A 24,938-nucleotide genomic window follows, 5' to 3' on the forward strand; every position below is an offset into this window, starting at 1 on the left:
AGGCTAGCGCAGGGGCGCCCGCCCCGCAAGCGGGAAGGGAGGGGCGGAGAGGGAAACCCCTGTACCGCGGCCTCCTAGGGTTCAGGGGAGAGAAGCAGAGAGCATGGAGCATAGAGCATGGCGAAAAAAACACCGCCACGGCCCCTGGAGATTTCTGCACCTGTGAAAAGCATAGAGCATAGGGCATGGAGCATAGAGACAGAATCCAGGAGTCGGAATTCAGTAGCCCCCGACCTCGGCTCCTAGAGATTTCTGCACCTGATTACTCTGATTGGGGGAAGAATACAGGGTTCGGGGTTCGGGGTTCGGGAACCCCGAACTCTGAACCCTTTCCTCCTAAAAACAGTCCTGCCAGGCGGTGCCGTCGTAGCAACGAAGCTTGTTGGTGCCGTCGTCGAAGTAGAGATCGCCCTTGCCCGGGTCGTCCGGAGGAGCGTCCAGCGGCTCCAGACGCATGACGTCGCCGACGTGGAGGGAGCGGACCGGGCCGACCATGTCGATCCCTACCCCGGTCTCGTCGACGAACAGGGCAGGTGCCGTCGTGGTGTTGAATCCCACCATCAGGGAATCCGGATAAGAATTATACAATTCCAGGAATGTGTCCGGTTCCGTCAGCAATCCTTTGCCGATAACGAAGGCGTTGTCCGCGGCCGCCCAAACCCATTGTCCGATTGCGACCGAATTGTCATTCGCAGACCGAGCCCATTCCCCCATGGCCAGTGAATAATCGCCTATGGCCGCCGAATACGATCCCGACGCCGCGCTGCCTGTTCCCGACGAGGAAATATGCTCTCCCACCGCCATCGAACAATACCCGGTCGCTTGCGAGCGGTCGCCGACCGTCAGAGACGCCATACCCAATTCATCTCCGGTAAAATCAGAGGCGTCGGGGTAACCGGCATAGAGTGCGCCCCGGTCGGCCTTCCAAAGCAAACGGCAATACCAATAATCCCCAAGCTGCAGTGAGGAATTGAAGCGGACATCGACCGCTTCCCCTTCCGGTCCCACCATCAACGACCCGGAAGTCACGCCCGGCAACAAACTCAAGGTGCCGGTGCCTTCGTCGACCCGAACATAGTCCCGGCCGTACTTGGCCCCGCCCCCCGAAACGGGCGAGTCCCCCGAACCGCCGTAGTAGGCACGCGTCAACCCCCGGATATTCCACAACCCCGACGAAGAACGGTAAATACCGATATCGGCCACGCCGTCGCCGTCGTAGTCGCCCACGGCGTTCAGGTCTCCGTTCTTGCCGAAGTAAACCCGCGTAACTCCGCGGACCAGCCACCGGCCGCTGACCGGATTGAAGACCGCTATGTCGTCCTTCCCATCGCCGTCGAAGTCGGCACCCAGACTGTAATCGAGCCCGTAACAAAACAAAAACCCCAGGATTGCCGCCGTCATTAACCCTTTCATGGCATCTCCTTTGGTAAAAATATGCATCACCATGTCCTTGTGTAGTGTTGCTTCCATTGCTGTCCCGGCTCCCATAGAAACGATAATTCACGAGACGTTTTTGGAGTGAGACATTCAGCGCCGATGCCCGACGAAGAAAAAAAGCCGGATGGTCTCTTCCCATCCGGCTTAACCGTCAATCTCCCTAATGCTTTCGGTGTTTTCAACCGACTATAGAGCTTACATTAACTTCAGTATGCTTCCCCTGATTTAATTTTCATCTCTTTTTTCCAGAGAAGTCAAACATTTTTTTTGTTTTTTTCAGAACCATTTAACTAAAACAAGGACCCAACCCCGAAGACAGTAAATTTTATTATAAATTCGGATTCTACACCCGATCAACAAAGATCGGGAAGCACGGGACATAGAGAACCCACCACCAAATATTCAGGCTCGGGTCCGCTGGGATTTTATCATGAAGAACATGACGAGAAGAAAACAGAGAGCATGGAACATAGAGTATAGGGCAGAGCGCTTTTTCGGACAAATGTCCGAAAAAGCGCTCAACGGTTGAAAAAAGAGGGGAATTTTCCGACAATTTCGTATCTTTTGTTCCTCCGCGGCCGGGGTAAACATATCTCTCCCCCTTCATGATCTTCATGTCCTTCATGGTCAAACCAAGATTACGCAGATTGGGAAACGGCTATGGCTCCCATTGTTGGCCGAGCGACATTTTCAACCGGTATTCAACTCTCCCCAAACCCTCTGTGTCCTGTGGTTCAATCCCTCTCTTTGCCCATCCCGAGATTGCTTCGTCGTCCCGCGAAACGCGGGACTCTTCACAATGACCTCGAATATCCCGTCCCCTCTGCTCCCCCAATCTGTGTAACCTGCCTGCCGGCAGGCAGGTCCGTGGACTGCTTCCGTGGCCGAGGTGGTGGGTTCTCCCTGAACCCTGAATTCCTCCCCCAATCAGAGTTAATCAGAGAAATCAGGTGCAGAAATCTCCGGGTCCGCGGCGGAGGGGGTTTTCTCTATGCACTATGCTCCATGCTCTTTGCTTTCTACATGCCTACATGGCGGGTATCGTTTTCGCCGTCGAGGTAGTCGCCGGCGCGGTAGGAACTGCGGACGAACGGCCCGCTTTCGACGTGGGCGAACCCCAGGGCCAGGGCCTCCTCCCGGAGGCGGTCGAAATCGGCCTGGGCGTAGCGGCGGCGCTGGGGCAGATGGCGGCGGGTGGGCGGCAGGTACTGGCCGAGGCTGAGGAAGGAACACCCCGCCGCACGGAGGTCGGCGAACGTCTCCCGGACCTCCTCCTCCCGCTCTCCCAATCCCAGCATCAGGCCGGATTTGGTTTTCAACCCCGGGGCCAGCTCCCGGAGCGCCGCCAGCACGGCCAGGGAGCGGCGGTAGTCGGCCCCGGGACCCGGACCCCGGTTCCGGGCCGGGTAGAGCCGCTCCACGGTTTCCAGGTTGTGGGCGATCACGTCGGGCCCGGCGGCGGCGACCGCAGCCAGGGCGGCGCGGTCGCCCCCGAAATCCGGGATCAGGACCTCGACGGTAGGGGCGGGAGCGAGCTGCCGCACGGCCGAGACCGTGCGGACGAAGGCGAAGGCGCCGCCGTCGGGAAGGTCGTCCCGGGTGGGACTGGTGACGACCGCGTGGCGCAGGCCCAGGCGCCGGCAGGCCTCGGCCACCCGTTCCGGCTCGCCGGGATCGGGGGGGGCGGGGCGGCCGTGGGCGACGTTGCAGAAGCCGCAGTCCCGGGTGCAGACGGAGCCGAGGACGAGGAAGGTGGCTCGGCGGAGGGCGAAGCATTCGGATATGTTGGGGCAGAGGGCCTCGGTGCAGATGGTCCGCAGCTTCAGCCCCCCCAGCAGGCTCCGGACCTCGTCGTTGACCCTGAGACTGATCTTCTTCTTCACCGGCGGCTTTCCGGCGGCGGCTCGACCAGGTCGACCCCGAAATGCCCGGCGAAGGCGCGGACGACCGCCGTCTTCAGGTCCTCCGGCTTCAACCCCGGGAGAAGTTCCCGGAGGCCGGCGGCGTTGGCCGCGGGGAGCGGAGCGCGGAAGCAGCGGCTGAAGAGTTCGGGGTCGAACCGCAGGGGGATGGAGCCGTGCTGAAAAACGACCCCGCGGCGGCGGCGCTGGGCGTTACCGCCGATCTTGCGGCCCCCGACCCGGATGTCGAACGGTTCGTTGCCGGCGAAACAGATCGGGGTCGCTTTCCCCACAGCCGGGACCGCGGGCCCGGCGTCGACGGCGTAGACGGGGTCGAGGCCCAGTTCCCGGTAGGCGCGCAGAAGAAACCCGCAGATCCGGCGGTAGGATTCCTTCACCCCCCGCGCCCCCAGGTCCCCGTCCCCGCAGACCAGGCTGTAGGTGAGTTCCTCCCCGTGGAGGATGGCCCCTCCCCCGGTGATCCGCCTCACCACCTCCACCCCGGCGGCGGCGCAGCCGCCGGCGTCGACGACCTCGTCCCGGCGCTGGAACCGGCCCAGGGAAACCGCGGGGGGGGACCAGCCGTAGAGCCGGAAAACCGGCGCGGTCTCGCCCGGGCGGTGCCGGGAGAAGAGGGACGCGTCGAACTCCATGTTGAAGGCACCGGAACCGGGGCCGGTATCGAAAAAGATCCAGCGCCGGGAACGGTTACTCTTCGACGAAGTTGACATCGAGTTCCCGCGCGGCCCGGACCTCGTCCAACCTTCCCCGGCGCAGACCGACGGGGGCCGCGCGCAGCCGGCCGGGATCGGTTTCGGCCAGCTCGGCGGCGGCGGTCATGACCCGGACGAATTCGTCCAGGGCTTCCCGGGTCTCGGTCTCGGTCGGTTCGATCATCATGGCTTCCTTGACGATCAGGGGAAAGTACACGGTCGGGGGGTGAATGCCGGCTTCGATCAGGTACTTGGCGATATCCAGGGCATGGACGCCGTTTTTCTCCTGCCGGGAGGCGGAGAAGACGCATTCGTGCATGCAGGTCCGGTCGTAGGGAAGGTCGTAGCGGCCGCGCAGCAGGGCCTGAAGGTAGTTGGCGTTCAGAACCGCCAGCTGCGCCGCCTCCGCCAGTCCCTCCCCGCCCAGGAGAAGGATATAGGCGTAGGCCTTGACCAGGACCGAAAAGTTGCCGTAATACGCCGCCAGCCGCCCGATCGACTCCGGCCGGTCCCCGACGAGAACGGCTTCTCCGCCGGGCCGGCGTTCCACCACCGGGACCGGCAGGTAGGGGGCGAGCGGGGCTTTGACGCAGACCGGTCCGGAACCGGGCCCCCCTCCCCCATGGGGCGCGCCGAAGGTCTTGTGCAGGTTGAGATGAACGACGTCGAACCCGACGTCGCCGGGCCGGACCCTCCCCAGAACCGCGTTGAGGTTGGCGCCGTCGTAGTACATGAGGGCGCCGGCGGCGCGGGCGGCGCGGCAGATGTCGGCGATCCGGGTGTTGAAGATACCCAGGGTGTTGGGACAGGTCATCATCACCGCCGCCGTCTCCTCGTCGAGAACTTCCCGGAAAGCGTCGTAATCCATCTGGCCGTCGGCTCCGGTGGGCACGGTCAGGATCTCGTAGCCGGCCTGGGCGGCCGAAGCCGGGTTGGTCCCGTGGGCGGTGTCGGGGACGATCACGTACTTCCGGGGGCGGCCGCGGGCGCGGTGATACGCGCGGACCATGAGCAGACCGGCCAGTTCGCCCTGGGCGCCGGCCAGGGGCTGGAGACTGACGGCGTCCATCCCCGTTATCTCCGCCAGCATCTCCTGGAGTCCGGCCATCAGGCGCAGGGCGCCGCCAGCCCGGGCCGCGCCGCCGGGAAGAAGGACCGTGGCGGGGTGCAGGCCGCAGAAGCCTTCCAGGGCGGCGGCGGCCTCGGCGGCCTTGGGGTTGTACTTCATGGTGCAGGACCCCAGGGGGTAGAGGTCGGCGTCCAGCGAGTAATTAAGGGAAGAGAGCCGGGTAAAGTGCCGCACCACCTGAAATTCGCTCACTTCGGGGAGCGCGGCGGCACGGAGGCGCAGAACCTCCGGCGGGGGGAGCGGCGCGGGCGGAACGTCGGCGGCGGGCAGGGCCGTCCCCGGGCGGCCAGGCGACGATTGCTCGTAGATCAGTTTCACCTCACCGCCTCCGCCAGGGCGTCGCGACAGCGTTCGATCGCCGCCCGCGAGGCCGTTTCCGTAACCGCCACCAGGAGTTCCCGGTCCCGGCCGGGATCGAGCGCGCCCAGGGGGATCCCGGCCGCGATTCCCCGCCGGAGCAGGCGGCCCGCGACCGCTTCCGCCGGACCCGGGAGCCGGAGAACGAATTCGTTGAAGAACGGGTCCCGGTTGGCGACTTCCACCCCGGGTATCTCCCCCCAGATCGCGGCGGCGTAATGGGCCCGGTCGTAGTTGAGGCGGGCCAGGCGCTCGAATCCGCGGGCGCCGAGGCAGCAGAGGTAGATCAAGGCCCTCAGGGCGCACAACCCCTGGTTGGTGCAGATGTTGGAAGTCGCCCGCTGCCGGCGGATGTGCTGCTCCCGGGCCTGGAGGGTGAGCACGAACCCCCGGCGCCCCTCGCCGTCGACGGTCGCCCCCGCGATCCTCCCGGGGAGGGCGCGCACATGGCCGCGGCGGGCGGCCAGAAAGCCGAGATAGGGCCCCCCGAAATTGAGCCGGCTCCCCAGCGACTGCCCCTCGCCGCAGGCGACGTCGAACCCCGCTTCCCCCGGCGGACGGAACAGGCCCAGGGCCAGGGGGCGGCACGAGGCTACCGACAGGGCCCCGAGGGAGCGGGCTTTTTCCGTGACCGCGCCGAAATCGGCGACCGAGCCGAAGAAGTTGGGGACTGCGGCCGCCACCGCCGCCGCAGTCCCGTCGAGCCGGGAGGCCAGGCCGGCGGCGTCGCTGGAACAGCCGAGGGGCGCCACGACCTGCACTTCGCAGGAGCGCGCGCCCAGATAGGTGCGGACGATTTCGAGGTAGGCGGGCGGCAGGGCCCCGTCCAGGACCACCCGGGAGCGCCGGGTCACGCGCAGGGCCATGAGCAGGGCTTCGGCCAGGGCGGTCCCCCCGTCGTAAAGGGAGGCGTTGGCGACGTCCAGTCCGGTCAGGCGGCAGATCGCCGTCTGGTACTCGTAGAGGGCCTGCAGCGTTCCCTGGGAGCACTCGGGCTGGTACGGCGTGTAGGCCGTGTAGAATTCGGCCCGGCCGGCCAGGGCATCCACCGCCGCCGGGACGTAATGGTCGTAAGCCCCCCCACCGAGAAACGAAACCGGCTCCCTGGCCGAGGCCGATGCCATCCCCCGGAGGCGTTCCATGACCTCGAACTCGCTGAGGGCGGCGGGGAGGTTCAGGGGCCCGGAGCGCAGGTCCGGCGGGATGTCGGCGAAGAGGTCCTCCAGGGAAGCCGCGCCCACGGCGTCGAGCATCAGGCGTATATCCGCCGGAGTGTGGGGACAGTAGCCCATGAAGCCGGCCTACTCCAGTCCCGCCAGGTAGTCGCGGTACCGGGCTTCGTCCATCAGGGTCTCGGCTTCGGCGGGGTCGTCGAGCCGCAGGCGCGCGATCCAGGCCTCCTCCTCGGGGGAGCGGTTGAGGAGTTCCGGGGTCTCCGCCAGAACCCCGTTGGTTTCGACGACCGTCCCCGAGAGCGGGGCGAAGATTTCGCTGGCGGCCTTGACCGACTCCACCTCGCAGAGAAGATCCCCGGCGGCGACCGTCCGGCCGACCTCGGGCAGCTCGATGAAGGTTATATCCCCCAATTGGTCGGCGGCGTACGCGGTGATGCCCATGACGCAGGCCCCATCCTCGACCCGGGCCCACTCGTGATCCTTGGTGAAATAACGCGACATGGCTTGTCTCCTTCCGGCTGCCCCGCTCGGGCGGGGTCAAGTTCTCAAGGACCCTCCGGAATAAAACGGGAGGGTGACGGGCCGCACCTCCAGGCGGACCGCGGCGCCGTCGGTGACGGTCAGGGGCTCCCCCTCCGCACCCGGACGTACGAAACCCATTCCGATCCCGCAACCGAGCATGGGCGAGAAGGTTCCGCTGGTGACCGTTCCCACCGGTTCGCCGGCCGCTTCGATCCGATAATGGCTCCGCGGGGCCCGGCGGCCGGGGGTGGTGAAGGCGACCTTGACCCGGCGCGGCCCCCGGTTCTTTTCTTCCTCCAGGGCGGCGCGGCCCACGAATTCCTTATCGAAGTTGAGAAACGCCCCCAGCCCGGCTTCGAGCGGGCTGGTCGCGGCGTCGATGTCGCTGCCGTAGAGGCTGTAGCCCATCTCCAGGCGCAGGATATCGCGCGCCCCCAGGCCGGCGGGCTTGACCCTGGGGTCCGCCGCCAGCGCCCTCCAGATCGAGGGGGCCGCGGCGGGGGGGCAATAGATCTCATACCCCAGTTCCCCGGTGTATCCGGCCCGGCAGATCAGGACCCGCTCCCCCGAAAACGCGGTTTCCAGGAAGCGGAAATAGCGAAGCTCCGGTTCCCGGCCGAAGACGTCTCCCACAACGGCCCGGGAGAGCGGGCCCTGCAGGTCGATCTTGGCCGTAGCCGCGGAGATGTCCTCCAGTTCCCCGCCCCGGAGCCGTTCCCGCAGAACCTCGAAATCGCCGGCGGCGGGGGCGGCGTTGACGACCAGCATCAGCTTGCGCTCGGAGCGCTTGAGGATGATGAGATCGTCGACGATCCCCCCTTCCCGGTTGAGGATGAAGCCGTAACGGCAGCTCCCCGGGGCCATTTTCTCCAGGGGCTGCGTGACGGCGGCCTCCATGCCGGCGGCGGCGATGTCCCCGCGGAACTCGAACTCGCCCATGTGGGAGATGTCGAAGATGGCCGCCGACCGGCGGCAGTGGCCGTGCTCGTCGAGGATGCCGGAATAGGAGATCGGCATCTCCCAACCCCCGAAGGGGCCCATGCGCGCCCCCAGGCGAAGATGCTCCTCGTAGAGCGGAGTTCTCCGAAGCGCTTCCACCGTGTTCGTCACCTTGTTCCCCCCGGGCCCGGACGACGGGCGATCACTCCCCGCTCTCCGCCCCGGCGTTCCCCTCGTCCTCATCACCCGGGGCCAAATCCAGTATCCCTTCCCCCCGGCCCGAGGGGAGTTCTTCGACCTGCCGCAGTTTGCGTTCGATGGCCCGGGTCCTGACCCCGGTCTCCTCGATGGTGTTGTGGGCCTCGTTGAGCTTCTTCTTCACCTTGTCCAGGATATCCCCGAATTTGCGGAACTCCCCCTTGACCGCGCCCAGGATTTCCCAGACTTCGCTGCTGCGCTTCTCGATGGCCAACGTCCGGAACCCCATCTGGAAACTGTTGAGAAGGGCGGCGAGGGTGGTGGGGCCGGCGATCGCCACCCGGTAATCGCGCTGGAGTTCCTCCACGAATCCGCTGCGGCGGATCAGTTCGGCGTACAGCCCCTCCACCGGAAGAAACATGATTCCGAAGTCGGTGCTGTGGGGCGGGGCGACGTACTTCTCCCGGATGTCCCGGGCGGCCTTGCGGGCCGCCGCGACCAGGGCGGCGGATGCCTTCTGCACCAGGTCCGGGTCTCCCTGCTCGGAAGCCTCGACCAGCCTCAGGTAATCTTCCTGGGGGAACTTGGCGTCGATGGGAAGATAGACGCAGGCGTCCCCTTCCCGGCCCGGGAGCCGGACCGCGTACTCTACCCGCTCGGCGCTGGCCGGCTTGATCCTGACGTTGGCTTCGTACTGCTCGGGGGAGAGCATCTGCTCCAGAATCGCCCCCAACTGGACCTCGCCCCAGGTCCCCCGGGCCTTGACGTTGGTCAGCACTTTCTGCAGGTTGCCCACGTCCCCGGCCAGGGTCCGCATCTCGCCCAGCCCCCGGCTGACCCGGTCCAGCTGCTCGGTGACCAGGGTGAACGACTCGCCCAGCCGTTTTTCCAGGGTGCCCTGGAGTTTTTCGTCCACGGTCTGGCGCATCTGTTCCAGGCGCTGCTCGTTCCCTTCCCGCAGCGCCTGGATCTGCTTTTCCAGGGTCTCCCGCAGGCGCTCCAGCCGCTCCTCGTTGCCGCGGGAAAGCGCTTCGATCCGGCCCGTCACCGAGTCCAGGCGCTCTTTCTGGCCCGCGCCGATCTCGGCCAAGGTCCGGACCAGGGTCTCCGTCGCTTTGCCCTGGCCGGCGGCCACTTCCTCGCGAAGGTCCCGGGCCGATTTCTGCGCTTCTTCCCGTCCCAGGCGGAACAGCTCCTGGAGGGCTCCGACCAGGAAACCGCGCTTCGGGCCCCACAGGGCCAGCCCCAGCAGGACCAGCTCCAGCACGACGACGACTGCCAGCAGCACCGATATCAGCATCTTCTTCCTCTTTTCCGGCGGGTTACGAGTATACACCCCGTTTTTCGGGAAGAACAACGTTAACCGCGGCGGGGAAACCGATAATGGGCTTTCGCGGACCGGACCTTGCCCGTAGAATACGGTTTCGCAGGGAGCGAGACGGCGCCCGGACGCGGGGGGGAGGCGGAAGCGGAAACGGGGCCGGACGGGAGCAGACGGACCGAAGATGAAGCCCATGATCATCCTGGCGACAATCGTCCTCCTGGCGCTGGCGGCCTGGAAGCTGCTGCGCGTCTACGAGCAGCGCCAGGTTTTCCACCCCCGGCCCGGGCTGGAAGAGACCCCGGCCGACCGGAACCTGGCCTACCGGGACCTCTCCGTCTCCAGCGGCGCCGAGACCCTGCAGGCCTGGCTGGTGCCCGCCGACCGGCCCCGGGGGGCCATGCTCTACTGCCACGGCAACTTCGGCAACCTCTCGGACTGCCTCGACACCGTGGAGGTCTACCGCCGGCTGGGGCTGGACGTGCTGGTCTTCGACTACCGGGGCTACGGCAACAGCAGCGGGACCCCGGACGAAGCCGGGACCTACGAAGACGCCCAGGCCGCCTGGAAGCTCCTGACTGAGGATCTGGCATACGCCCCGGCCCGCACCATCGTCTTCGGCCGCTCCCTGGGCGGCGCCGTCGCCCTGCGCCTGGCCGCGGACCGGCGGCCGGCGGCCCTGATCGTGGAGGCTTCCTTTCCTTCCCTGCGGCAGGTGGCCGAACGGCTTCATCCCGCTCTCCCCGTGGGCCTCATGCTCAGATACCGCTACCCCGGCGCCGAATACGCGGCCCGGACGGAATGCCCCAAGCTTTTCATCCACAGCCGGGACGACAACCTCATCCCGCTTTCCCTGGGCCGCGAACTTTACGCGGCGGCGGCCGAGCCCAAGGAGTTTTTGGAGATCGGCGGCCCTCACGCCAGCGGCTTTCTGGAAACCGGCCCCCCCTATATCGCCGGGGTGGGCCGGTTTCTCGACCGCGTGCTCGGGCCGCGGCCCTGACCCGTCGCCGCCTCAGCGCGGAGGCAGGGGCGGCAGCTTGACGGTGGGGTCGTTGAAGAACCCCGAGGAAAGCACGGTCTCTTCCACCGGCCGCGCCCGCAGGTCCAGGTCCCAGCGGGCTTCGAACCGCGAGATCTCCTCCTCGGTGAACCGCGGGGCCCGGCCGAAGACGGGGGACCCGAAATCGGCCCCGGAATGCAATTCGGGGCGCCCCCAGGGCGCCTCGCGCTTGAGGATGAGACCGTCCTCGCCGACCACGTACGCGATCCGGCTCGAGACCACGTCCACATCCGCCAGCTCGGACTCCAGGTTGTCGGCCCAATCCTCGATCTCGACCCACTCCATATCGTCGAGCTGGCGGTCGCCGGACGAGGCCATGTCGGGGAGGCTGAAAAGATCGAGGCCGAACCCATGATCGGAGTCGAGGGTGAGCGTATAGAGACGCTCCCCGGCCGCGACCCCGAGACCGCCGCAGGCGTCGAAGGCGGCCAGGTCCTTGTAGTCCCCGGCCCAGAAACAGGTGACGTAGCCTTCGAAGACCCAGATCAGCCAACCGCGGTCGGTGTTGCCCACCAGCCAGAGTTCGTTGTCGACCGGCGAGCGCAGGTCCGCGATCTCGGTGGAGGCGGGAAGGTGGCCGGCGATTTCTGTCCAGGCCGCCCAGGTCGCACCGGCGTCGTTGCTGCAGAAGACGGTCATTCCGCGGCCGGCGACGAACCCGGAGTCGGCGTCGGGCACGGCGACGTCCGCCAGGTCTTCCCCTCCGGTGTCGAGCTCCACCGGGTTCCATGTCTCCCCGCCGTCGACGGTTTCCAGGAGGGTGTCTCCCTCTCCCAGGATCCAGCCGGAGAGACCGTCGGAAAAGGCGACGGCGGCCAGGTCCTCGCCGGTCCCCGGGTCCTGCGTTTCCCAGGTTTCGCCCCCGTCGGCGGTGCGCAGGACGGTCCCGGCCGCCCCCACCACCCAGGCGGTGAGCGTGTCGAGGACGGCGATTTCCGACAGGTCCTCGGAAGTGCCGCTCTCCTGTTCCTCCCAACTCTCGCCGCCGTCCTCGGTACGGAGGATAAGGCCGTCCGCGCCCGCGACCCAGCCCGTCCGCAGCCCCGCGAAGGCCACGGCGGCGAGGTCGTTCTCCACCCCGCTCTCCAGTACCCGCCAGCCGTCGATGCTCTCGGGGACCTCGACGTCGACGTACATGACCGTGTCGGAGTCGCTGATCCCGCTGAGTTCGATCCCGAAAACGGGGTCGTGGTACTCGCGGACGTCGCCCGAACCCGGGTAGGGATCGCGCTCGTCCCCGTAGGCTTCGCCCGGCTCCCCGCGCTCGGAGGGCGCGAGCACGACGTGGTTTTCGTAGAACGAGGTGTCGGGATCGGAGGGATCGCGGTAGGCCGTCTGCCAGACCAGGAGCCCGGCGCCGGGCAGGTCGGCGTCCATCCCCGTCTTCTGGCGGTTTTCGAGGATCATATGGCGTTCCCCTTCCAGCCCCCGCATGTAGATCTTGAAGGCCTGCGCCGAATCCTCCACCCGGGGCACGGCCAGGTCCGCGACCGATTCCGTGATCTCCTCGGGGACGATCCAGCCCAGCTCGATCTTGCTCCAGGCGCAGAAGTGGGGAGGCGGATCGAGGGAGGTCCCCGAGCCCATCAGCCCCCACTCCCCGATCCCGATGGCCTGGCCGCTGCCGAACCCGTAGAGGTCGGGGAGGCCGAGGACGTGGCCGAATTCGTGGCAGAAAATCCCGACCGAGGCGTCTTCGCGCTGGGAGGTATACTCGCTGACGACGACGCCGTCGTCGGTGGCGTAGTCGGGGATGGTCGACATGTGGGCCCCTTCGTAGCCGAGAACCACGATATACTCGCTGGCGACCACGATCACCCCGTCGACGTAGCCGTCCCCGTCGCTGTCGTAGCGGGAGAAGTCGACATCGGCGTCGGCCAGGGAAACGGCTTCGGTGATGAAGGCGACCCGGTCGGAGGCGGCGTAGGCGGCGTAGTCGGTGCCGACCCGGTAGGGCCCGTAGACGTCCCCGTCGATGCCGAACTGACCGTAGGAGACTTCGGCGTAGTATTCGCTCATGGTGGGGGAAACGGACGTGCCGAAGAGACGTTCCTCGATCTCCTCGGCGGTCACGGTGGCGGGAGCGTCGGGATAGTCGATCAGGATGACGGGGACCCGGACTTCGAGTTCGTCGGCCAGGGCGCGCGAAACCGGCGTCAGTTTCTCCGCCTTCAGCTCCTGGATCCGGAGGGCGAGCCGGTTGGTCCGGTAATCGTGTCCGCCCGGGCCCCGGTAGGAAGGAGAAAAAACGATCCGGGCCGGGCCGTCCGACGGGAGCGGGCGGGGCGCGGGTTGAGGGGAGGAAAAGTCCGCCCCGGAGGCGACGGCCGCCGAACCTAACCAGGCGGTCAGTATCGCCGCCGCCGTTGCCGTCCGATTCTTCTTCGTCTTCATGGTCTCAGTCTCCTCGGTGACGGGTTTGTCCTCGTTGCCCTTCCTGAGCATGCTCCATGCCAAATGAGAGGACAGGCCGGGGGAGAAGGCCGTGCATCGCTGCGGCGCAAGCCGTTATGCAGCAGTGGCGGCGCCCCGGCAGAAAAAACGGAACCGGCGGGAGCGGCGCATTATGCCCGGGGAGTGTGGCAAAGTCCGACTCGGAGCCGCGCGGGATCAGTTGATCGAAACCGGGGCGAGAAAACGGGAAGACCCGCCGCGCGAGCCGGGAGCGGCCGGACGTGGTCCCGTCTGTTCCCGCGACGCCGCGCCCGCGGCCAGGGCCCATTCGCGCAGGGAAATGAGGTGGTCGATGACGGCGGGGCCGACCCCGGCCCGGCTGAGGGCGAGGATGTCGGCGGTCCTGAGGGGGAGATCGGTCCCGGACTCGTCGATCGCCAGGATCAGTTCGCCGTCGGAGGCTCCCGCTTGGGAGCGGGCGATGATCTCCTCGACGGAGAGGGGGGGAGGCGCGGCCCGGACCGTATAGTAGCAGGGAGCGCAGGCAGCCAGCAGAAAAGCCGCCAGTATCGCCGCCGGTATCGTTTTCATGGTCGCGCCTCCCCTGCCGGCGGGGGCCCCCGTTCGGGGGCCCCCGGGGTTACGGGTTATTTATTGATAGGAATTGATCCCCCCCGGCGTGCAGCCGAACTCGGGGTCGGGGGAATCGATCCAGGAATTCTGATCGTAACGGTCGCGCTCGATGGAAACCCCCTCGGTCGCGGCGCCGTAGGTGTGCGTCAGTTTCTGGTAGCCGGAGGTGAGGGGCGAAGGATAGTGCGTGGTCACGGTCACGGTGTCCCCGGTGTCGTTGAGGATGGATCCGATCTGGCTGTCGTCGACCCGGACCAGGATGAAGTTGTTCACCCCGGCGTATTCCTCCAGGTAATCGTTGTAGTAGCCGCTGTAGTCGGACTCGACGATGACGGCGAATCCCCAGGGGGGGATCTCCAGGCCCGGAAGACCGACGTCGTACGCCCCGGTGTAGTCGGCCAGGGTATCGCTGGAGGAGGAATCGGCCACTCTCCAGGAACTGATGTCGACCCAATCGTCGCTGCGGTTCCACAGTTCGATGAACTCGCGGCCGTCGTCGTTGCCGCTGCCCGGGTTGGGGCCGATCTCGTTCAGACGCACCGGGCAGAACATGGGGCGGATGGTGATCTGGGCCATGAGACCGGGAAGAACGCTGAGGAAGGCCAGGGAGAGGGCCGCCGTCAGAATCATGCTTTTACGGATATTCATGCGTATCGCTGCTCCATCTATTATGCTGGTTTCGGTTATGGGCCCTGCCCGGCTCTCGCTCACCTCCTCGCCCGCGGCAGGCGTTGCTTTCTGTCCTGCGCCGAAATACGCAAGTCCCGTTCCAAACCTTCCGCATTTTCCGAAATATGTTGCTGTCGGTTGATATGCAATAGACTGCGATACGATCGTCGTCGTCTGCCGGAACGAATCCTCAGAAGCACGCTGTCGCATTTCGCCACCGGCCGCCCCAAGCTGCAACAGGTCGAACCCGAGAGGACACGAAACATCGATCGTCGAAATCTCGTGTCCCCGTTGGCGTTACAGCCCGCCCGGCTCCGCCGGGATGGAGCGCGGGATCTTTGGTATGAAACTTGCGCAAACGGAGCGCAGGGAGGCGGACTCGACCGGATGGTGAAACCGATGAGCGACAAGGAACCGGATCTTCTGATAGCGTACCTGGAAACGGGCTTTCCCGAGGTGATCAGGGCGGCCGCGAGCCGGTCCCCCATCCTGATCCGCGGAGAGAGCGCTTCCCTGCGCTCGCGCCTGGTCCGTTTGATTCACGACCTCGGCAGCGAACCGGGCGCTCCCCTGATCCATTTCGATTGCGGCGCCCGGGTCGAACGCCGCCTGCCGGTCGACGGCCGCGGGACCCGCTTCCTCGACCGGGTGGAGCTGCTCGACCGCAGGGGGCAGCTCTACCTGAAGGCCCTGATCGAAAAACCCCGACGGTGGGGGATGGCCCCCTTTCCGGGAACCAGGATGGTCTTCGGCTGCGGGGACGACCTCTTCGAGCGCGTCGGCGCCGGGCTCTTCATCCCGGATCTCTACTACCTGATCTCGGTCCTGGAGCTGGCCCTGCCCCGGGGGGAACGGGCGGCTACCAGCTTATCCGCAGAGCCGCGATGACCCCGTCCTGGTTGGTGTCGGTGTAGATCGTATCCCGGACGGGGGCCGGGGGATCCTCCTCCGCAGCGGAAACGGATTTCACCGTATCCTTGCCGGTCTTGTCCTCGGTGATGGGTTGGTGGGCCTCGTAGAGGATCATCCGCTGGGACTGCAGGCGCCAGCCCACCGTGAAGAGAACGTCGACGTACTTGCTGGAGTAAACGTACCCGACCCCGCCCTCCACGTTATAGAGGTAGTCCATGTCCGCTTCCACGCTGTCGGTGAGGGGGTCGAAGTTGAAGAACGAGATGAAGGGCATGAACCCGCCCCCGGCGTAGACGAAGAGGCCGGTGTCGAAGACGGGGACGGCGACGGCCAGACCCGCGCCCACGCCGTTGAGTTTCTCCTGGTATTTGACCTCCGAGTTGGGGATGAGGCCGGGGATGACGTAGTCGTAATCGATGCGCTTGTAGTCCAGGTAGCCGGTGAGCCAGGAACAGATATGGTATTTGAGGGCGAGATCGAGGTCGAGGCGGTTGACGTCGCGCTGGCCGCGGGAGAGGTAGCCGTCCCCGTAGAGGCAGGTGACGCCCACGCCGAACCGTTCCGAGAACTCGACGTTGACTTCGCCACCGTACATGTCGAGGTTGCCGGCGTGATAATCGTCCCGGTAAATGTGGGAAAACCAGGCCTTTCCCCCCACGGTAAAGACGATGGACGACGGCACCGCCGCCGCATCCATGGTCGGATAGGCGTACGGTTCGAGGGGTGCCGGGGCGGGTTCCTCCTGGGCCGGCGCGGCGGCGCCGAGAAAGCACAGCCCCGAAACCAACCAAAACGAGATCACGAACTTGTCCATGGCTTTCTCCTTATGCCGGGATCCGGTCTGTCGGTCGAATTTTTATCATACCGTTAAAATATATTGACGGGAAGCGGGGCCTTGCGTTCGTTGCGGGGGACCGGAGTGGGCAAGGGGCTCAGGCCGATCCGCAAGGCGCTCTCCCGCTCCGGAGCGACGGTGACCTCCCCGGAGTAGGGACGGTAGCCGGGGTGGACCACCCTGACCGCATGCAGCCCGGGGGCGGCCTCGATCCGCTCCAGGACCGTTCCCCGGCCCCGGTAGGTCCCGTCCAGGTAAACCTCGGCTTCCGCCGGGGTCACCGATACCAGGATAAAGCCGGGGAGGCGGGCGCGGGCGTCCTCGAGCAGGGCGCGGGCCTCGTTCCCTTCCGGGTCGAGTTCGACCGCCGAAGAAAGCGCCGCCGCCGCTTCCCGGACCCGGCCCTGGCGCAGCAGACTGCGGCCGTTCTCCAGGTCCCGCCGGGCCGCGGCGGCCCGGTCCAGCCGCTCCTGCTGCTTTTCCAACTCGGCTCCGGCCTCGGGCCGGTCGGGGAAGATCTCCAGCGCCTGCCGGCAGAGAGCGACCGCCGCGGCCGGATCGGGGGCGGAGCGGGCGGATGCCAGCAGGCCTTGAAACCGGGCTTCGCGGCCGGCGGCCTCGGCCTCGCCGCCGGCGTCGAACTCCCCGGCGCGGGCGTAGGCGCCGCCCGCTTCTTTCCAGCGGCCGGCGCGGGCGAAGCCGTTGCCCTCGTCCATCAGCTCCCGGAAGCGCAGTTCCCGCTCGGCCCGGGCGGCGTCCAGGCGGGCGGCTTCCGCGCGCACGGCCTCGGCCCGGGGAGAATCCGGGTAAGCCGCCAGAAACTCCCGGCAGCGGGAAGCGCCTTCTTCCAGGCCGTCCGGGTGCGAGCGCAGAAACTCGAGGAGAGCGGCAAACTCCTCCTCCCCCGCGACCGGAGTCGGAGGGGGGGCGGACGGCGCGGGGAGGGGCGCGGGGACCGGTTCGGGAAGGGGGACCGCTTCGGGCTCGGAACCCCGGAACCGCAGCAGACCCACGGCGGCGGCGGCCGCCGCCGCCAGCAGCAACGCCAGCGGCCACCAGCGCGGTCCGCGGCGGGCGCGGGGGGCTTCCTCTCCCAGAAGCCGTCTCAGTTCCCGGGCCAGCTCCCCCGCCGACCGGAAGCGTTCCTCGGGGTTTTTGACCATGGCTTTCCCGACGACTTCCCGGACCCCGGCCGGAACGGCGGCTTCGTCCTGGGGGAGAAACTCAGGTTCGCGCTCGAGGATGTTGCGCATCACTACCAGGAACGAATCGCCTCCGAAGGGGCCGCGGCCGGTCAGCATCTGGAAGAGAACCACCCCCAGGGAAAAAACATCGGACCGGGGGTCGAGGGTCTCCCCGCGGACCTGCTCGGGGGACATGTAGCGGGGGGTCCCCAGCCTGACCTCGGAAGCGGTGGCCTGGGTTCCGCTCTCCAGGGCCTTGGCGATCCCGAAATCGGTCACCTTGACCAGGTCCCGCTCCCGGTCGATCATGATGTTGCTGGGCTTGATGTCGCGGTGGATGAATCCTTTGCGGTGGGCGTGGTCGAGCGCTTCCGCCACCCGCAGGGCGATCCGCAGGGCCTTGTCCGGGGACAGCGCCCCCTCCTTCTCCAGGATCGCCTCCAGGGAGGACCCGGTCAGCAGTTCCATGGCGAAGAAATGAACCCCTTCCTCGCAGCCGATGGTGTAGATCTCCACGATCCCGGGGTGGCTGAGGCGGGCGGCGGCGCGGGCTTCCTTCAAAAAACGGGCGACGACGTCGGGGTGGCCGCAGAGGTGAAGGGGGAGCACCTTGAGCGCGACCTGACGCTGGAGGGATCGGTCGTAGGCCAGGTAGACCACCCCCATCCCCCCCCGGCCCAGCTCCGATTGCAGCTGGTAGGTTCCGAGGCTCTTACCGATCACTCTCGCCGATCCCGTAGGTTTTCAGCTTGCGGTGAAGGGTGGAGCGGTTGATGCCGAGTTTTTCGGCCGCCGCCTTCCGGCTCCCCCCGCACTCTTCCAGGACCTGGAGGATATGGTCCTTCTCCATTTCCCGGATCGAGGCGCCGGGAGGAGACGAGGCCGAAGCGGAGGAGTCCCCCTGCCGGCCGCGGGCGCCGATGAACTCCAGGTCGGATTCGACGACCCGGGAGGAAGATCCCAGGACCAGGACCCGCTCGAGCGCGTTCTTGAGCTCCCGGACGTTGCCCGGCCAGGAATAGCCCTCCAACACCGCCAAGGCCCCGGGGTCGACCCCCTCCACCTGGCGCAGGCCCTCCCGGGCGAAAACCTCCAGGTAGTAATCGACCAGGGGCCCGATGTCTTCCCGGCGTTCGCGCAGGGGCGGAACGAAGAGTTCGAGGACCTTGAGGCGGTAGTAGAGGTCTTCGCGGAAATCCCCATCTTCGATCGCCCGGCCCAGGTCGCGGTTGGTGGCGGCGATCACGCGGACGTCGACGGGGATGTCCTCGTTCCCTCCCAGGCGCTGCAGGATCCGGGATTCGAGAATCCGCAGCAGCACGACCTGGCTCTTGGGGTCGAGTTCGGCGATCTCGTCGAGGAAAACGGTCCCTCCCTGGGCCAGTTCGAATTTGCCGATCTTGCGGCCGGCCGCCCCGGTGAAAGCGCCTTTCTCGTGACCGAAAAGCTCGCTCTGAAGGAGGGTTTCGGGAAAGGCGGCGCAGTTGACCGTAACCAGGGGGCGGTCCGCCCGGGGGCTGTTGAAATGAATGGCCCGGGCCACCACTTCTTTCCCGGTCCCGGTCTCGCCCCGGATGAGAACGGTGGCCGCGGTCGGCGCCGCCCGGCTGATGACGTCGAGTACCTGGTTCATGCGGGGACTGGCCGAAACCATTCCGAACTGGAGCTGCTGCTGGCGCCGGCGGAGGGTGGTGTTCTCCCGGACCAGGTCGTTTTCGCGGCGGGCGTTGGCCAGGGCCAGGGCGGCCTGATCGGCGATCGCCCGGACCAGGCGGAGGTCGGCTTCGGAAAAGGAGATAAAATCCCGGGTGAACCCGCGGGCGTCGAGATAGAGGATGCCCAGATCGTCTTCCTTCCAGGAGACCGGAACGCAGATGGCCGATCGGATATTGCCCAGGGAGATGCTGGTGGCGTTCTTGAACCGGTCGTCGGTGCTGGCGTTGGAGCAGAGGATCCCGCGGCGCCCCCGGGCCACCCTCCCCACGATGCTGCGGCTGATGAGCATGGCCCCTTCCTTCTCCCCCGCGATCCCGGCGGCGGCCCGGGGAACGAACTCCCCCTTCCCGGCGGGGACCAGGAAACAGGCCCGGGAGGCGCGCGTCACCTCCAAAAGCAGTTCGACCAGCTCGTCGACCAGCCGTTCGGGGTCGTGGATGGCGTTGACGATGGAACCGACCCGGTAGAGCGCCTCCAGGAATTCCGCGGGCCGGCCGGCGGCGGATTCCGGGGGCTCCTCCGCTTCCGCGGAGGGAAGCTCGGATTCCACGGTGGTGGCGAGCGAATCCTCGGAAACGATCTTGACCATGTCCCGGACCGCGGCGGCCGACTCTTCCGCCGAATCCTCGAACCGGAGGCACAAGCGGCCCAGGGTGATCTCGTCTCCCGCGGCCAGCTCTTTTTCGGTGACCGGCAGATAGTTGAGGTAGACCACGGCGTCGGAAACGGCACGGGCGACGGTGTATGCTCCGCCCTCCGCGCAGATCCGGGCGTGGACCGGGGCCAGGTGCAGACCCGGGAAGACCAGGTCGCAGCCCGGGTCGGAACCGACGGTCAAGCTCCCGGTCCCGATCGGGAAGGTCCGGGCGTTATCCTTCGCGGATACAACGGTCAGGTACGGCATTCTGCGCCTCCAGGGACATTGCTAAATATATCCTCTGAAAAAGCCCCGGTCAAACGAATGCCGCGAGCGCGGCAGGCGAAAAAACGGAAGGCGGGGGGACCCCGGGAACCCGGTTCAGGCTTCTTCTCCGTTTCGCCGGACCCAGGCGGCGGAACGTCCGGGAGCGGAGAGCAGGCGGCCGACCCGGAAACGCAGTTCCCGGCATACGCCCGGGCGCCAACGCGCTGTGCGGGCGGCGGCCACGACCGCCGCCGCCGGGCGCGGGCCGCGGGTCCGGCGCAACCGTTCCAGATACTGCATCTCCTCTACCCGGTCCCGCAGATCCTTGAGGACGGCTCCGACCCGGAAACCGCCGCCGGCCGCGACGACCGCGCCCCGGCAGTCGCCCCGCTCCAACCGGACCATCCCCTCTTCCGCGTATCTTCCCCAGAGCCCATAGGACGAAAAGACGGACACGGAGGCGCCCGGAAGCGGGCTTTCCCCGTCCGCGGGGGGATAATCGACGGGATCGGGCCAACCCCGGTCCCGGAACTCCTCCGTCATCTCCCGGCGCAGGCGCCGGTCCGCGGCCCGCGGAAACACGGCGGCGGTCAGACGGGCCCGGCGCAGGCCCCCGGGATAATCGCGCCCGTACAGGTAGGGGCCCCACCGCCGCTCGAACTCTTCCCAGTCGACCGGGGACCCGTGAAAGTCGGGCGCCGCCGCCGTGAAATCCGCCACCGTCAGGCGGTGCGCCAGGACCGCGTCCAGAAGCGACTGCAGCTCCTTCTCCCCTTCATCACGAAGCCCGGCAAACGCGGACGGGCCGCCCGGAAGCGGGAAAAAAACGGGGAAAGGGGGCGTCGACTCCAGGGAAAAATCCCATACCCGCACCCGGCAGGAGAACCGGCGGCAGCGTCCTCCCGCCGAAGCGGCCAGCACCGCCCGGTAGGTTCCCGGCGCGGTGCCCGGGGGAACGAAGATTTCGAAGAGAAGGCCTTCGCCGGGCCCGCGGACCGCGGTCCGGTAGACGCGCCGCCCCCCTTCCCGGGCCCCGGGGAGAGGATCGAGCCGACCGCCCTGTCCCATCGAGTAGCACGAAAGCGCCAGGGGAGAGACGGAACCGTCCCCCCCGAAAAACGGCGAACAACGAACGCCGAGTTCCACCGGCGCCGCCGGAAGGAGGCGGAAACATTCGAATTCGTTGCGGGCGGCGCTCAAACGCAGGGCGCCCGGCGCCGCCCCTTCCCCCGCCGCCCCGGGGAACACCCGGAACGGCGCCTCTGCGGGCGGACCCGGCGGCGCGATCACGGCGGCGGCGACGACGACCGGCCCGAAAACGGCTGCGATCTTCACGGGTTTCCCCTCCTTCCGGCGGCGGCGGCGTTCAGCCCGCCAGTTCCTCGATCAACCGGGAGAACTCTCCGGCGTCGATCCTCCCCACGATCTCATCGTCGCGGCTGACGCCGATCTTCCGGGAAAGAAACTCCCGGACCTGCTCTCTGCTCCAGCCCTTCCCCAGGGCCTTGGCCCACAACGACCGGACCTGGCCTTCGGTGGCCGTCCCCCCTTCCCCCTCCGGGGCCGGGGCGGACGAGCCGGCGAGTTCGTCGAGACAGGCCGAAAATTCCTCCCGCTTCACCACCCCCACCAGGTCGCGGCGCTCGGCGGAGCCGAAGCGGCGCCCGAGCAGTTCCCGGGCCGCGTCCTTCTCCATGCCCGCCTCGCGGGCCCGGGCCCAGAAGAGCCGGTACTGGGCGGCGGTCGCTTTGCCGGGAACGTCGAGGGCGGCGATCTCCTTCATGATCGGTTTCAGGCAATCGTTGAGCCCCTGCCCTTCCTCCGGGCGCGCCTCCACGGCCACCTCGCAGTCGCCTACCCGGAAAGTCACGGTTATCCGCTCCATCGTCTCCCTCCTTGGTTATGGGCCCCCGGCCCGTTTCCTCTCTCTATTCAGTTGGTCGGACGAGGAGGGATTTCGTTCCGGATTTTTTCGAAAGGAGCCGAAGAGGGGCGGGAGGAACGTCGGGAAGGGCACGCGGACCGCGGGATTACTCGACCACGTTCCCGGCGGTTTCGGCGAGAAGCGTGTAGATCTCGCGCATCCGGACCCCGGCTTCCGCCAACCTGGCCTTGTTGAGGAAGACCGAATACACCGTGGTAGAAACGATGGGGAGATCGGCGATCGGTTCCCCGGCCAGCAGTCGGCGGGCGTAGTCGGCGGCCACGTCGGCCTGTTCCCGGGAGGAGACGGCGATCGCCATCATCCCCCCGTCCCTGACCATGAACCCGAAACTGCCGATCTCGGGGACGGGGCTGTTGGCGATGGTCCAGCTCATGACCTCCCCGGGGGGTACGATCTCGTCGGAGCCGGGAGACCGGCGGAGCGTGTGGTAATGGGTGTAGAGGATGACGTCGGCCCACCGGTCGGCGCCGGCCACCTCCTTCTTCCAACTCTCGAAATCGCCGACCATCACCTCGCGGGTGCAGGCCAGGGGCGACCAGTCGTACTCCCGGAACTCTTCCTGCATCAGGGAAGAGGTGAAGGAGGAGTCGCTCAAGTGCATGAACCGTTTCGCCCCGGGGAAGCAGTACGGGATGACGTCGATGAGGATGGAGGGCGAGATCCGCTCCAGGATCCCGGTGACGTTGGGGCTGCCGACGTAACCGTAGCGCTCGGGGGAGGCGTTGACCCCGCAGAATACCACGCTGGGGCGCGAGCGCCCCGCATAGTCGCGCCCCACGTACTCCTGGGCGTTGTCGTCGACCGTGACCAGCACGTCCGGGTCCCACGATTCCACGATCTTTTCGACCTCTTTCCCGGCCGCTTCCTTGAACTCCGGGGAGGGGTGACGCTTGGTGTCCATGTAATGGAGGCGGACGTCGACGGTGGAGGTGGACAGTTTCTTCTCCAGTTCGTCGGCGATCTCCTTTTCCCAGGAGAACTCGGGGTGGTAGCTGAGCACGATCAGCACCCGCTGGCGGTGCGAAGTGACGTACGCCACCAGGAGCAGGAAGCCGATCCCGAAAATATAGGGGAGCACCCCGCGGTTCCGGCAGGACCTGGTGCTGTTTTTCGACGACGCGGTCATTTATTGCAGCAGGCCCAGTACCTTCCAGAAATAGACGCTGCCCAGGAGGGCGGCGACGTTGATGAAGTTGGCGAGAACGTTGAAGGGCGCGGCCTGGCGGTGGGTGAAGAGCCTCCCCTCGGTGGCGTGGTAGAGGGTAAGGTAAAAGGTCGACTGGTAGGGGAAAAAGGCGCCGCTGCACAGAACCAGGACGCAGAAACCGACCACCCAGGGGTTGACCCCGTTCGCCTCCGCCAGAGGGAGGAGGACCACGCAGAAGAGGGCCACGGTGGCGTTGGCGGGGAGGAGGAAGCGCACGAGCAGGACTTCGGCCGACAGAACCAGGATGTAGAGAGCGAAGCGGTCGGCCATCAGCCCGTTGGTCAGGCTGAGCAGGGATCCCACCCGGCGGTCCAGGCCCAGGTACATGAAGGCCTGGGTGAACCCGATCAGGCCGGCCAGGAAGAGGAGGAAGGTCCAATCGATCTTCTTGCGAAAATCCTCCTGGCTCAACTCTCCCGAAAACAGGACCAGGAAGAGTATGAGCAGCGCCATCCAGGCGGTGGGGATCTTGTGGATGCTGTAGGTGCAGACCCCCACGATGAAGATGAGGGAGGACAGCAGGGCGATCCATTCCGAGGTGCCGAGCTTCCCCAGCTCCCGGAACCGGGCGCGGACCCGGGCGCGGGACAGGCAAACCTTTCCCGACTCCCGGTAGAGCGCCCCCGCCAGCAGGAAGCGGCCGGCGAAACAGACGATCCCGGCCACGGCGGCCGCGACCATCCAGTGGAAGAAGGTGAACCGGGTCTGGACCTGGCTGGAAAGCAGGCCGAACAGGATGAAGTTCACGGGCTTGCCGGTCAGGAAGTAGTTCGACATCAGCCCGAAGCTGGAATACGCCGACATGGCCAGGCGCGCGCTCCCGGGACTGCGGGGCCCGTACCCCATCTCCCGGGACATCTCCTCGACCATGGGCCCGACCAGGGCGAGGCGGCCGTTGGCGGAAGGGATGACCGGGGTAACCAGAACCCCGGCCAGGGAAAGGGCGAGGTTCTGCCAGAAGGCCGTGGCCGGAACGTAGCAGAGGATCATGAGCGTGAGCCGCACCAGCAGCCCGGAGTTGGTCAGCATCACCCCGATCCCGAACACCCCCATCGCCAGAAAAAACGTCTGGGAGGTGAACCCGCCCAGGATCACCTGCGAGGGGACGATCTTCAGGGTGAGGCAGGCGATGACGATGAAGATGCAGACCAGGTACTCGGCCACCAGCCTGAACATCCACATGACCACGGCCGAGGAGCCGACGGCGAGGAAGATCCGCTGTTCCCAGCTGAAGGACCCGGCCGGGACCGCCAGGTAGACTCCCACGGGGAGGAGCAGGCAGAGGAACCAGCCCAGGTTGGACCAACAGTACCGCCCCAGGACCCGGGGGAGTCCCGGGCGGGGAGAAGAACCGGAAGCACGCGGGAGCCCGACGGTCACGCCGGCATCCCCCGCCGCGCGCGGATGTTGTCGCGGGCCGATTTCATGAATTTCACCACCGGCGTGGCGGCGTCTCGCCGCCGGAGCGCGTCCGCCGGGTTATAAGAGTATACGCGTCGGGGAGCGCGGCAGCCACCGAAATGGGGGGGGAAGAAAGAGGGTTCAGGGTTCGGGGTTCGGGGGAAGAATTCAGGAGTCAGAATTCAGTATTCAGTAGCCCCCCGCCGCGGACCCGGGAGGGGAGCAGAGAGCATGGAGCATAGTGCATAGAGAAATACTCCACCGCCTCGGCCTCTGGAGATTTCTGCACCTGATTTCTCTGATTAACTCTGATTGGGGGAAGGGGAGCGGGTTCAGGGTTCGGGGTTCGGGGGAAGAATTCAGGAGTCAGAATTCAGTATTCA

At 66.7% G+C, this 24,938-nt stretch carries 20 protein-coding genes; 2 read left to right on the top strand and 18 right to left on the bottom strand.

What is annotated here, in order from left to right; genetic code table 11:
* Positions 1 to 336: 336 nt before the first annotated feature.
* The 8 genes from PLZ73_10955 to rmuC all read right to left on the bottom strand — a co-directional run bounded on the left by PLZ73_10955 (position 337) and on the right by rmuC (position 9,671).
* Positions 337 to 1,413, bottom strand: a complete 1,077-nt coding sequence (locus PLZ73_10955; protein ID HOO78391.1) for a hypothetical protein — start codon at positions 1,411 to 1,413, stop codon at positions 337 to 339.
* 1,043 nt (positions 1,414 to 2,456) lie between these two features.
* A complete protein-coding gene (gene lipA / locus PLZ73_10960) occupies positions 2,457 to 3,320 on the bottom strand; it encodes a lipoyl synthase (GenBank protein HOO78392.1) in 864 nt (287 codons plus the stop codon).
* Complete coding sequence (locus tag PLZ73_10965) at positions 3,317 to 4,069, bottom strand: lipoate--protein ligase family protein (protein ID HOO78393.1); 753 nt, start codon at positions 4,067 to 4,069, stop codon at positions 3,317 to 3,319. The genes lipA and PLZ73_10965 overlap by 4 nt, the downstream gene beginning before the upstream one ends.
* The gene (gcvPB, locus tag PLZ73_10970; protein ID HOO78394.1) at positions 4,047 to 5,498 is read right to left on the bottom strand and encodes an aminomethyl-transferring glycine dehydrogenase subunit GcvPB; all 1,452 of its coding nucleotides are present in this window, start codon (positions 5,496 to 5,498) and stop codon (positions 4,047 to 4,049) included. The genes PLZ73_10965 and gcvPB overlap by 23 nt, the downstream gene beginning before the upstream one ends.
* Complete coding sequence (gene gcvPA / locus PLZ73_10975; protein ID HOO78395.1) at positions 5,495 to 6,829, bottom strand: aminomethyl-transferring glycine dehydrogenase subunit GcvPA; 1,335 nt, start codon at positions 6,827 to 6,829, stop codon at positions 5,495 to 5,497. The genes gcvPB and gcvPA overlap by 4 nt, the downstream gene beginning before the upstream one ends.
* Before the next feature lie 9 nt (positions 6,830 to 6,838).
* On the bottom strand, positions 6,839 to 7,213 hold the full coding sequence (gene gcvH / locus PLZ73_10980) for a glycine cleavage system protein GcvH (GenBank protein ID HOO78396.1): 375 nt from the start codon (positions 7,211 to 7,213) through the stop codon (positions 6,839 to 6,841).
* Positions 7,214 to 7,249: 36 nt separating this feature from the next.
* Complete coding sequence (gene gcvT / locus PLZ73_10985) at positions 7,250 to 8,344, bottom strand: glycine cleavage system aminomethyltransferase GcvT (protein HOO78397.1); 1,095 nt, start codon at positions 8,342 to 8,344, stop codon at positions 7,250 to 7,252.
* 31 nt (positions 8,345 to 8,375) lie between these two features.
* On the bottom strand, positions 8,376 to 9,671 hold the full coding sequence (rmuC, locus tag PLZ73_10990) for a DNA recombination protein RmuC (GenBank protein HOO78398.1): 1,296 nt from the start codon (positions 9,669 to 9,671) through the stop codon (positions 8,376 to 8,378).
* A gap of 205 nt (positions 9,672 to 9,876) precedes the next feature.
* On the opposite strand from rmuC, the gene PLZ73_10995 reads away from it, so the two are divergent.
* Positions 9,877 to 10,695, top strand: coding sequence for an alpha/beta hydrolase (locus PLZ73_10995; protein ID HOO78399.1), 819 nt, complete (start codon positions 9,877 to 9,879; stop codon positions 10,693 to 10,695).
* 12 nt (positions 10,696 to 10,707) lie between these two features.
* Here the strand turns inward: PLZ73_10995 and PLZ73_11000 are convergent, their stop codons facing one another.
* The 3 genes from PLZ73_11000 to PLZ73_11010 form a co-directional block, all read right to left on the bottom strand.
* Positions 10,708 to 13,149: a M6 family metalloprotease domain-containing protein gene (locus PLZ73_11000; protein ID HOO78400.1), complete on the bottom strand. Its 2,442-nt coding sequence runs from the start codon at positions 13,147 to 13,149 to the stop codon at positions 10,708 to 10,710.
* 216 nt (positions 13,150 to 13,365) lie between these two features.
* Positions 13,366 to 13,740, bottom strand: coding sequence for a hypothetical protein (locus tag PLZ73_11005; protein HOO78401.1), 375 nt, complete (start codon positions 13,738 to 13,740; stop codon positions 13,366 to 13,368).
* 60 nt (positions 13,741 to 13,800) lie between these two features.
* Positions 13,801 to 14,430, bottom strand: a complete 630-nt coding sequence (locus PLZ73_11010; protein ID HOO78402.1) for a lamin tail domain-containing protein — start codon at positions 14,428 to 14,430, stop codon at positions 13,801 to 13,803.
* Between the two features lie 420 nt (positions 14,431 to 14,850).
* Here PLZ73_11010 and PLZ73_11015 point away from each other — a divergent pair, with 420 nt between their 5' ends.
* Positions 14,851 to 15,339 carry a hypothetical protein gene (locus PLZ73_11015; protein HOO78403.1) on the top strand — a complete coding sequence of 163 codons (489 nt, stop codon included), beginning with the start codon at positions 14,851 to 14,853 and terminating at the stop codon, positions 15,337 to 15,339.
* Here PLZ73_11015 and PLZ73_11020 read toward each other — a convergent pair.
* The 7 genes from PLZ73_11020 to PLZ73_11050 form a co-directional block, all read right to left on the bottom strand.
* Positions 15,311 to 16,177, bottom strand: a complete 867-nt coding sequence (locus PLZ73_11020) for a hypothetical protein (protein ID HOO78404.1) — start codon at positions 16,175 to 16,177, stop codon at positions 15,311 to 15,313. The genes PLZ73_11015 and PLZ73_11020 overlap by 29 nt on opposite strands.
* Positions 16,178 to 16,230: 53 nt before the next feature.
* Positions 16,231 to 18,105 (bottom strand): protein kinase, encoded by a 1,875-nt coding sequence (locus tag PLZ73_11025; protein HOO78405.1) that lies wholly within the window; start codon positions 18,103 to 18,105, stop codon positions 16,231 to 16,233.
* Positions 18,095 to 20,002 (bottom strand): sigma 54-interacting transcriptional regulator, encoded by a 1,908-nt coding sequence (locus tag PLZ73_11030; protein ID HOO78406.1) that lies wholly within the window; start codon positions 20,000 to 20,002, stop codon positions 18,095 to 18,097. The genes PLZ73_11025 and PLZ73_11030 overlap by 11 nt, the downstream gene beginning before the upstream one ends.
* Before the next feature lie 114 nt (positions 20,003 to 20,116).
* Entirely contained in the window at positions 20,117 to 21,337 is a 1,221-nt protein-coding gene (locus PLZ73_11035) for a hypothetical protein (protein ID HOO78407.1), read from the bottom strand.
* A gap of 31 nt (positions 21,338 to 21,368) precedes the next feature.
* A complete protein-coding gene (locus tag PLZ73_11040) occupies positions 21,369 to 21,887 on the bottom strand; it encodes a hypothetical protein (GenBank protein HOO78408.1) in 519 nt (172 codons plus the stop codon).
* 145 nt (positions 21,888 to 22,032) lie between these two features.
* A complete protein-coding gene (locus PLZ73_11045; protein ID HOO78409.1) occupies positions 22,033 to 23,073 on the bottom strand; it encodes an ABC transporter substrate binding protein in 1,041 nt (346 codons plus the stop codon).
* The gene (locus PLZ73_11050) at positions 23,074 to 24,534 is read right to left on the bottom strand and encodes an SLC13 family permease (GenBank protein HOO78410.1); all 1,461 of its coding nucleotides are present in this window, start codon (positions 24,532 to 24,534) and stop codon (positions 23,074 to 23,076) included.
* Positions 24,535 to 24,938 lie beyond the last annotated feature (404 nt).

Source organism: bacterium (assembly GCA_035380285.1).
GTDB lineage: Bacteria > Auribacterota > Erginobacteria > Erginobacterales > DAOSXE01 > DAOSXE01.

Bases quoted from the DNA above. Each gene is read 5' to 3' on its own strand.
- PLZ73_10955 (HOO78391.1), bottom strand. From the start codon at position 1,413: ATGAAAGGGTTAATGACGGCGGCAATCCTGGGGTTTTTGTTTTGTTAC.
- PLZ73_10965 (HOO78393.1), bottom strand. From the start codon at position 4,069: ATGTCAACTTCGTCGAAGAGTAACCGTTCCCGGCGCTGGATCTTTTTC.
- gcvPA (HOO78395.1), bottom strand. From the start codon at position 6,829: ATGGGCTACTGTCCCCACACTCCGGCGGATATACGCCTGATGCTCGAC.
- gcvH (HOO78396.1), bottom strand. From the start codon at position 7,213: ATGTCGCGTTATTTCACCAAGGATCACGAGTGGGCCCGGGTCGAGGAT.
- rmuC (HOO78398.1), bottom strand. From the start codon at position 9,671: ATGCTGATATCGGTGCTGCTGGCAGTCGTCGTCGTGCTGGAGCTGGTC.
- PLZ73_10995 (HOO78399.1), top strand. From the start codon at position 9,877: ATGAAGCCCATGATCATCCTGGCGACAATCGTCCTCCTGGCGCTGGCG.
- PLZ73_11000 (HOO78400.1), bottom strand. From the start codon at position 13,149: ATGAAGACGAAGAAGAATCGGACGGCAACGGCGGCGGCGATACTGACC.
- PLZ73_11005 (HOO78401.1), bottom strand. From the start codon at position 13,740: ATGAAAACGATACCGGCGGCGATACTGGCGGCTTTTCTGCTGGCTGCC.
- PLZ73_11010 (HOO78402.1), bottom strand. From the start codon at position 14,430: ATGAATATCCGTAAAAGCATGATTCTGACGGCGGCCCTCTCCCTGGCC.
- PLZ73_11015 (HOO78403.1), top strand. From the start codon at position 14,851: ATGAGCGACAAGGAACCGGATCTTCTGATAGCGTACCTGGAAACGGGC.
- PLZ73_11020 (HOO78404.1), bottom strand. From the start codon at position 16,177: ATGGACAAGTTCGTGATCTCGTTTTGGTTGGTTTCGGGGCTGTGCTTT.
- PLZ73_11030 (HOO78406.1), bottom strand. From the start codon at position 20,002: ATGCCGTACCTGACCGTTGTATCCGCGAAGGATAACGCCCGGACCTTC.
- PLZ73_11040 (HOO78408.1), bottom strand. From the start codon at position 21,887: ATGGAGCGGATAACCGTGACTTTCCGGGTAGGCGACTGCGAGGTGGCC.
- PLZ73_11045 (HOO78409.1), bottom strand. From the start codon at position 23,073: ATGACCGCGTCGTCGAAAAACAGCACCAGGTCCTGCCGGAACCGCGGG.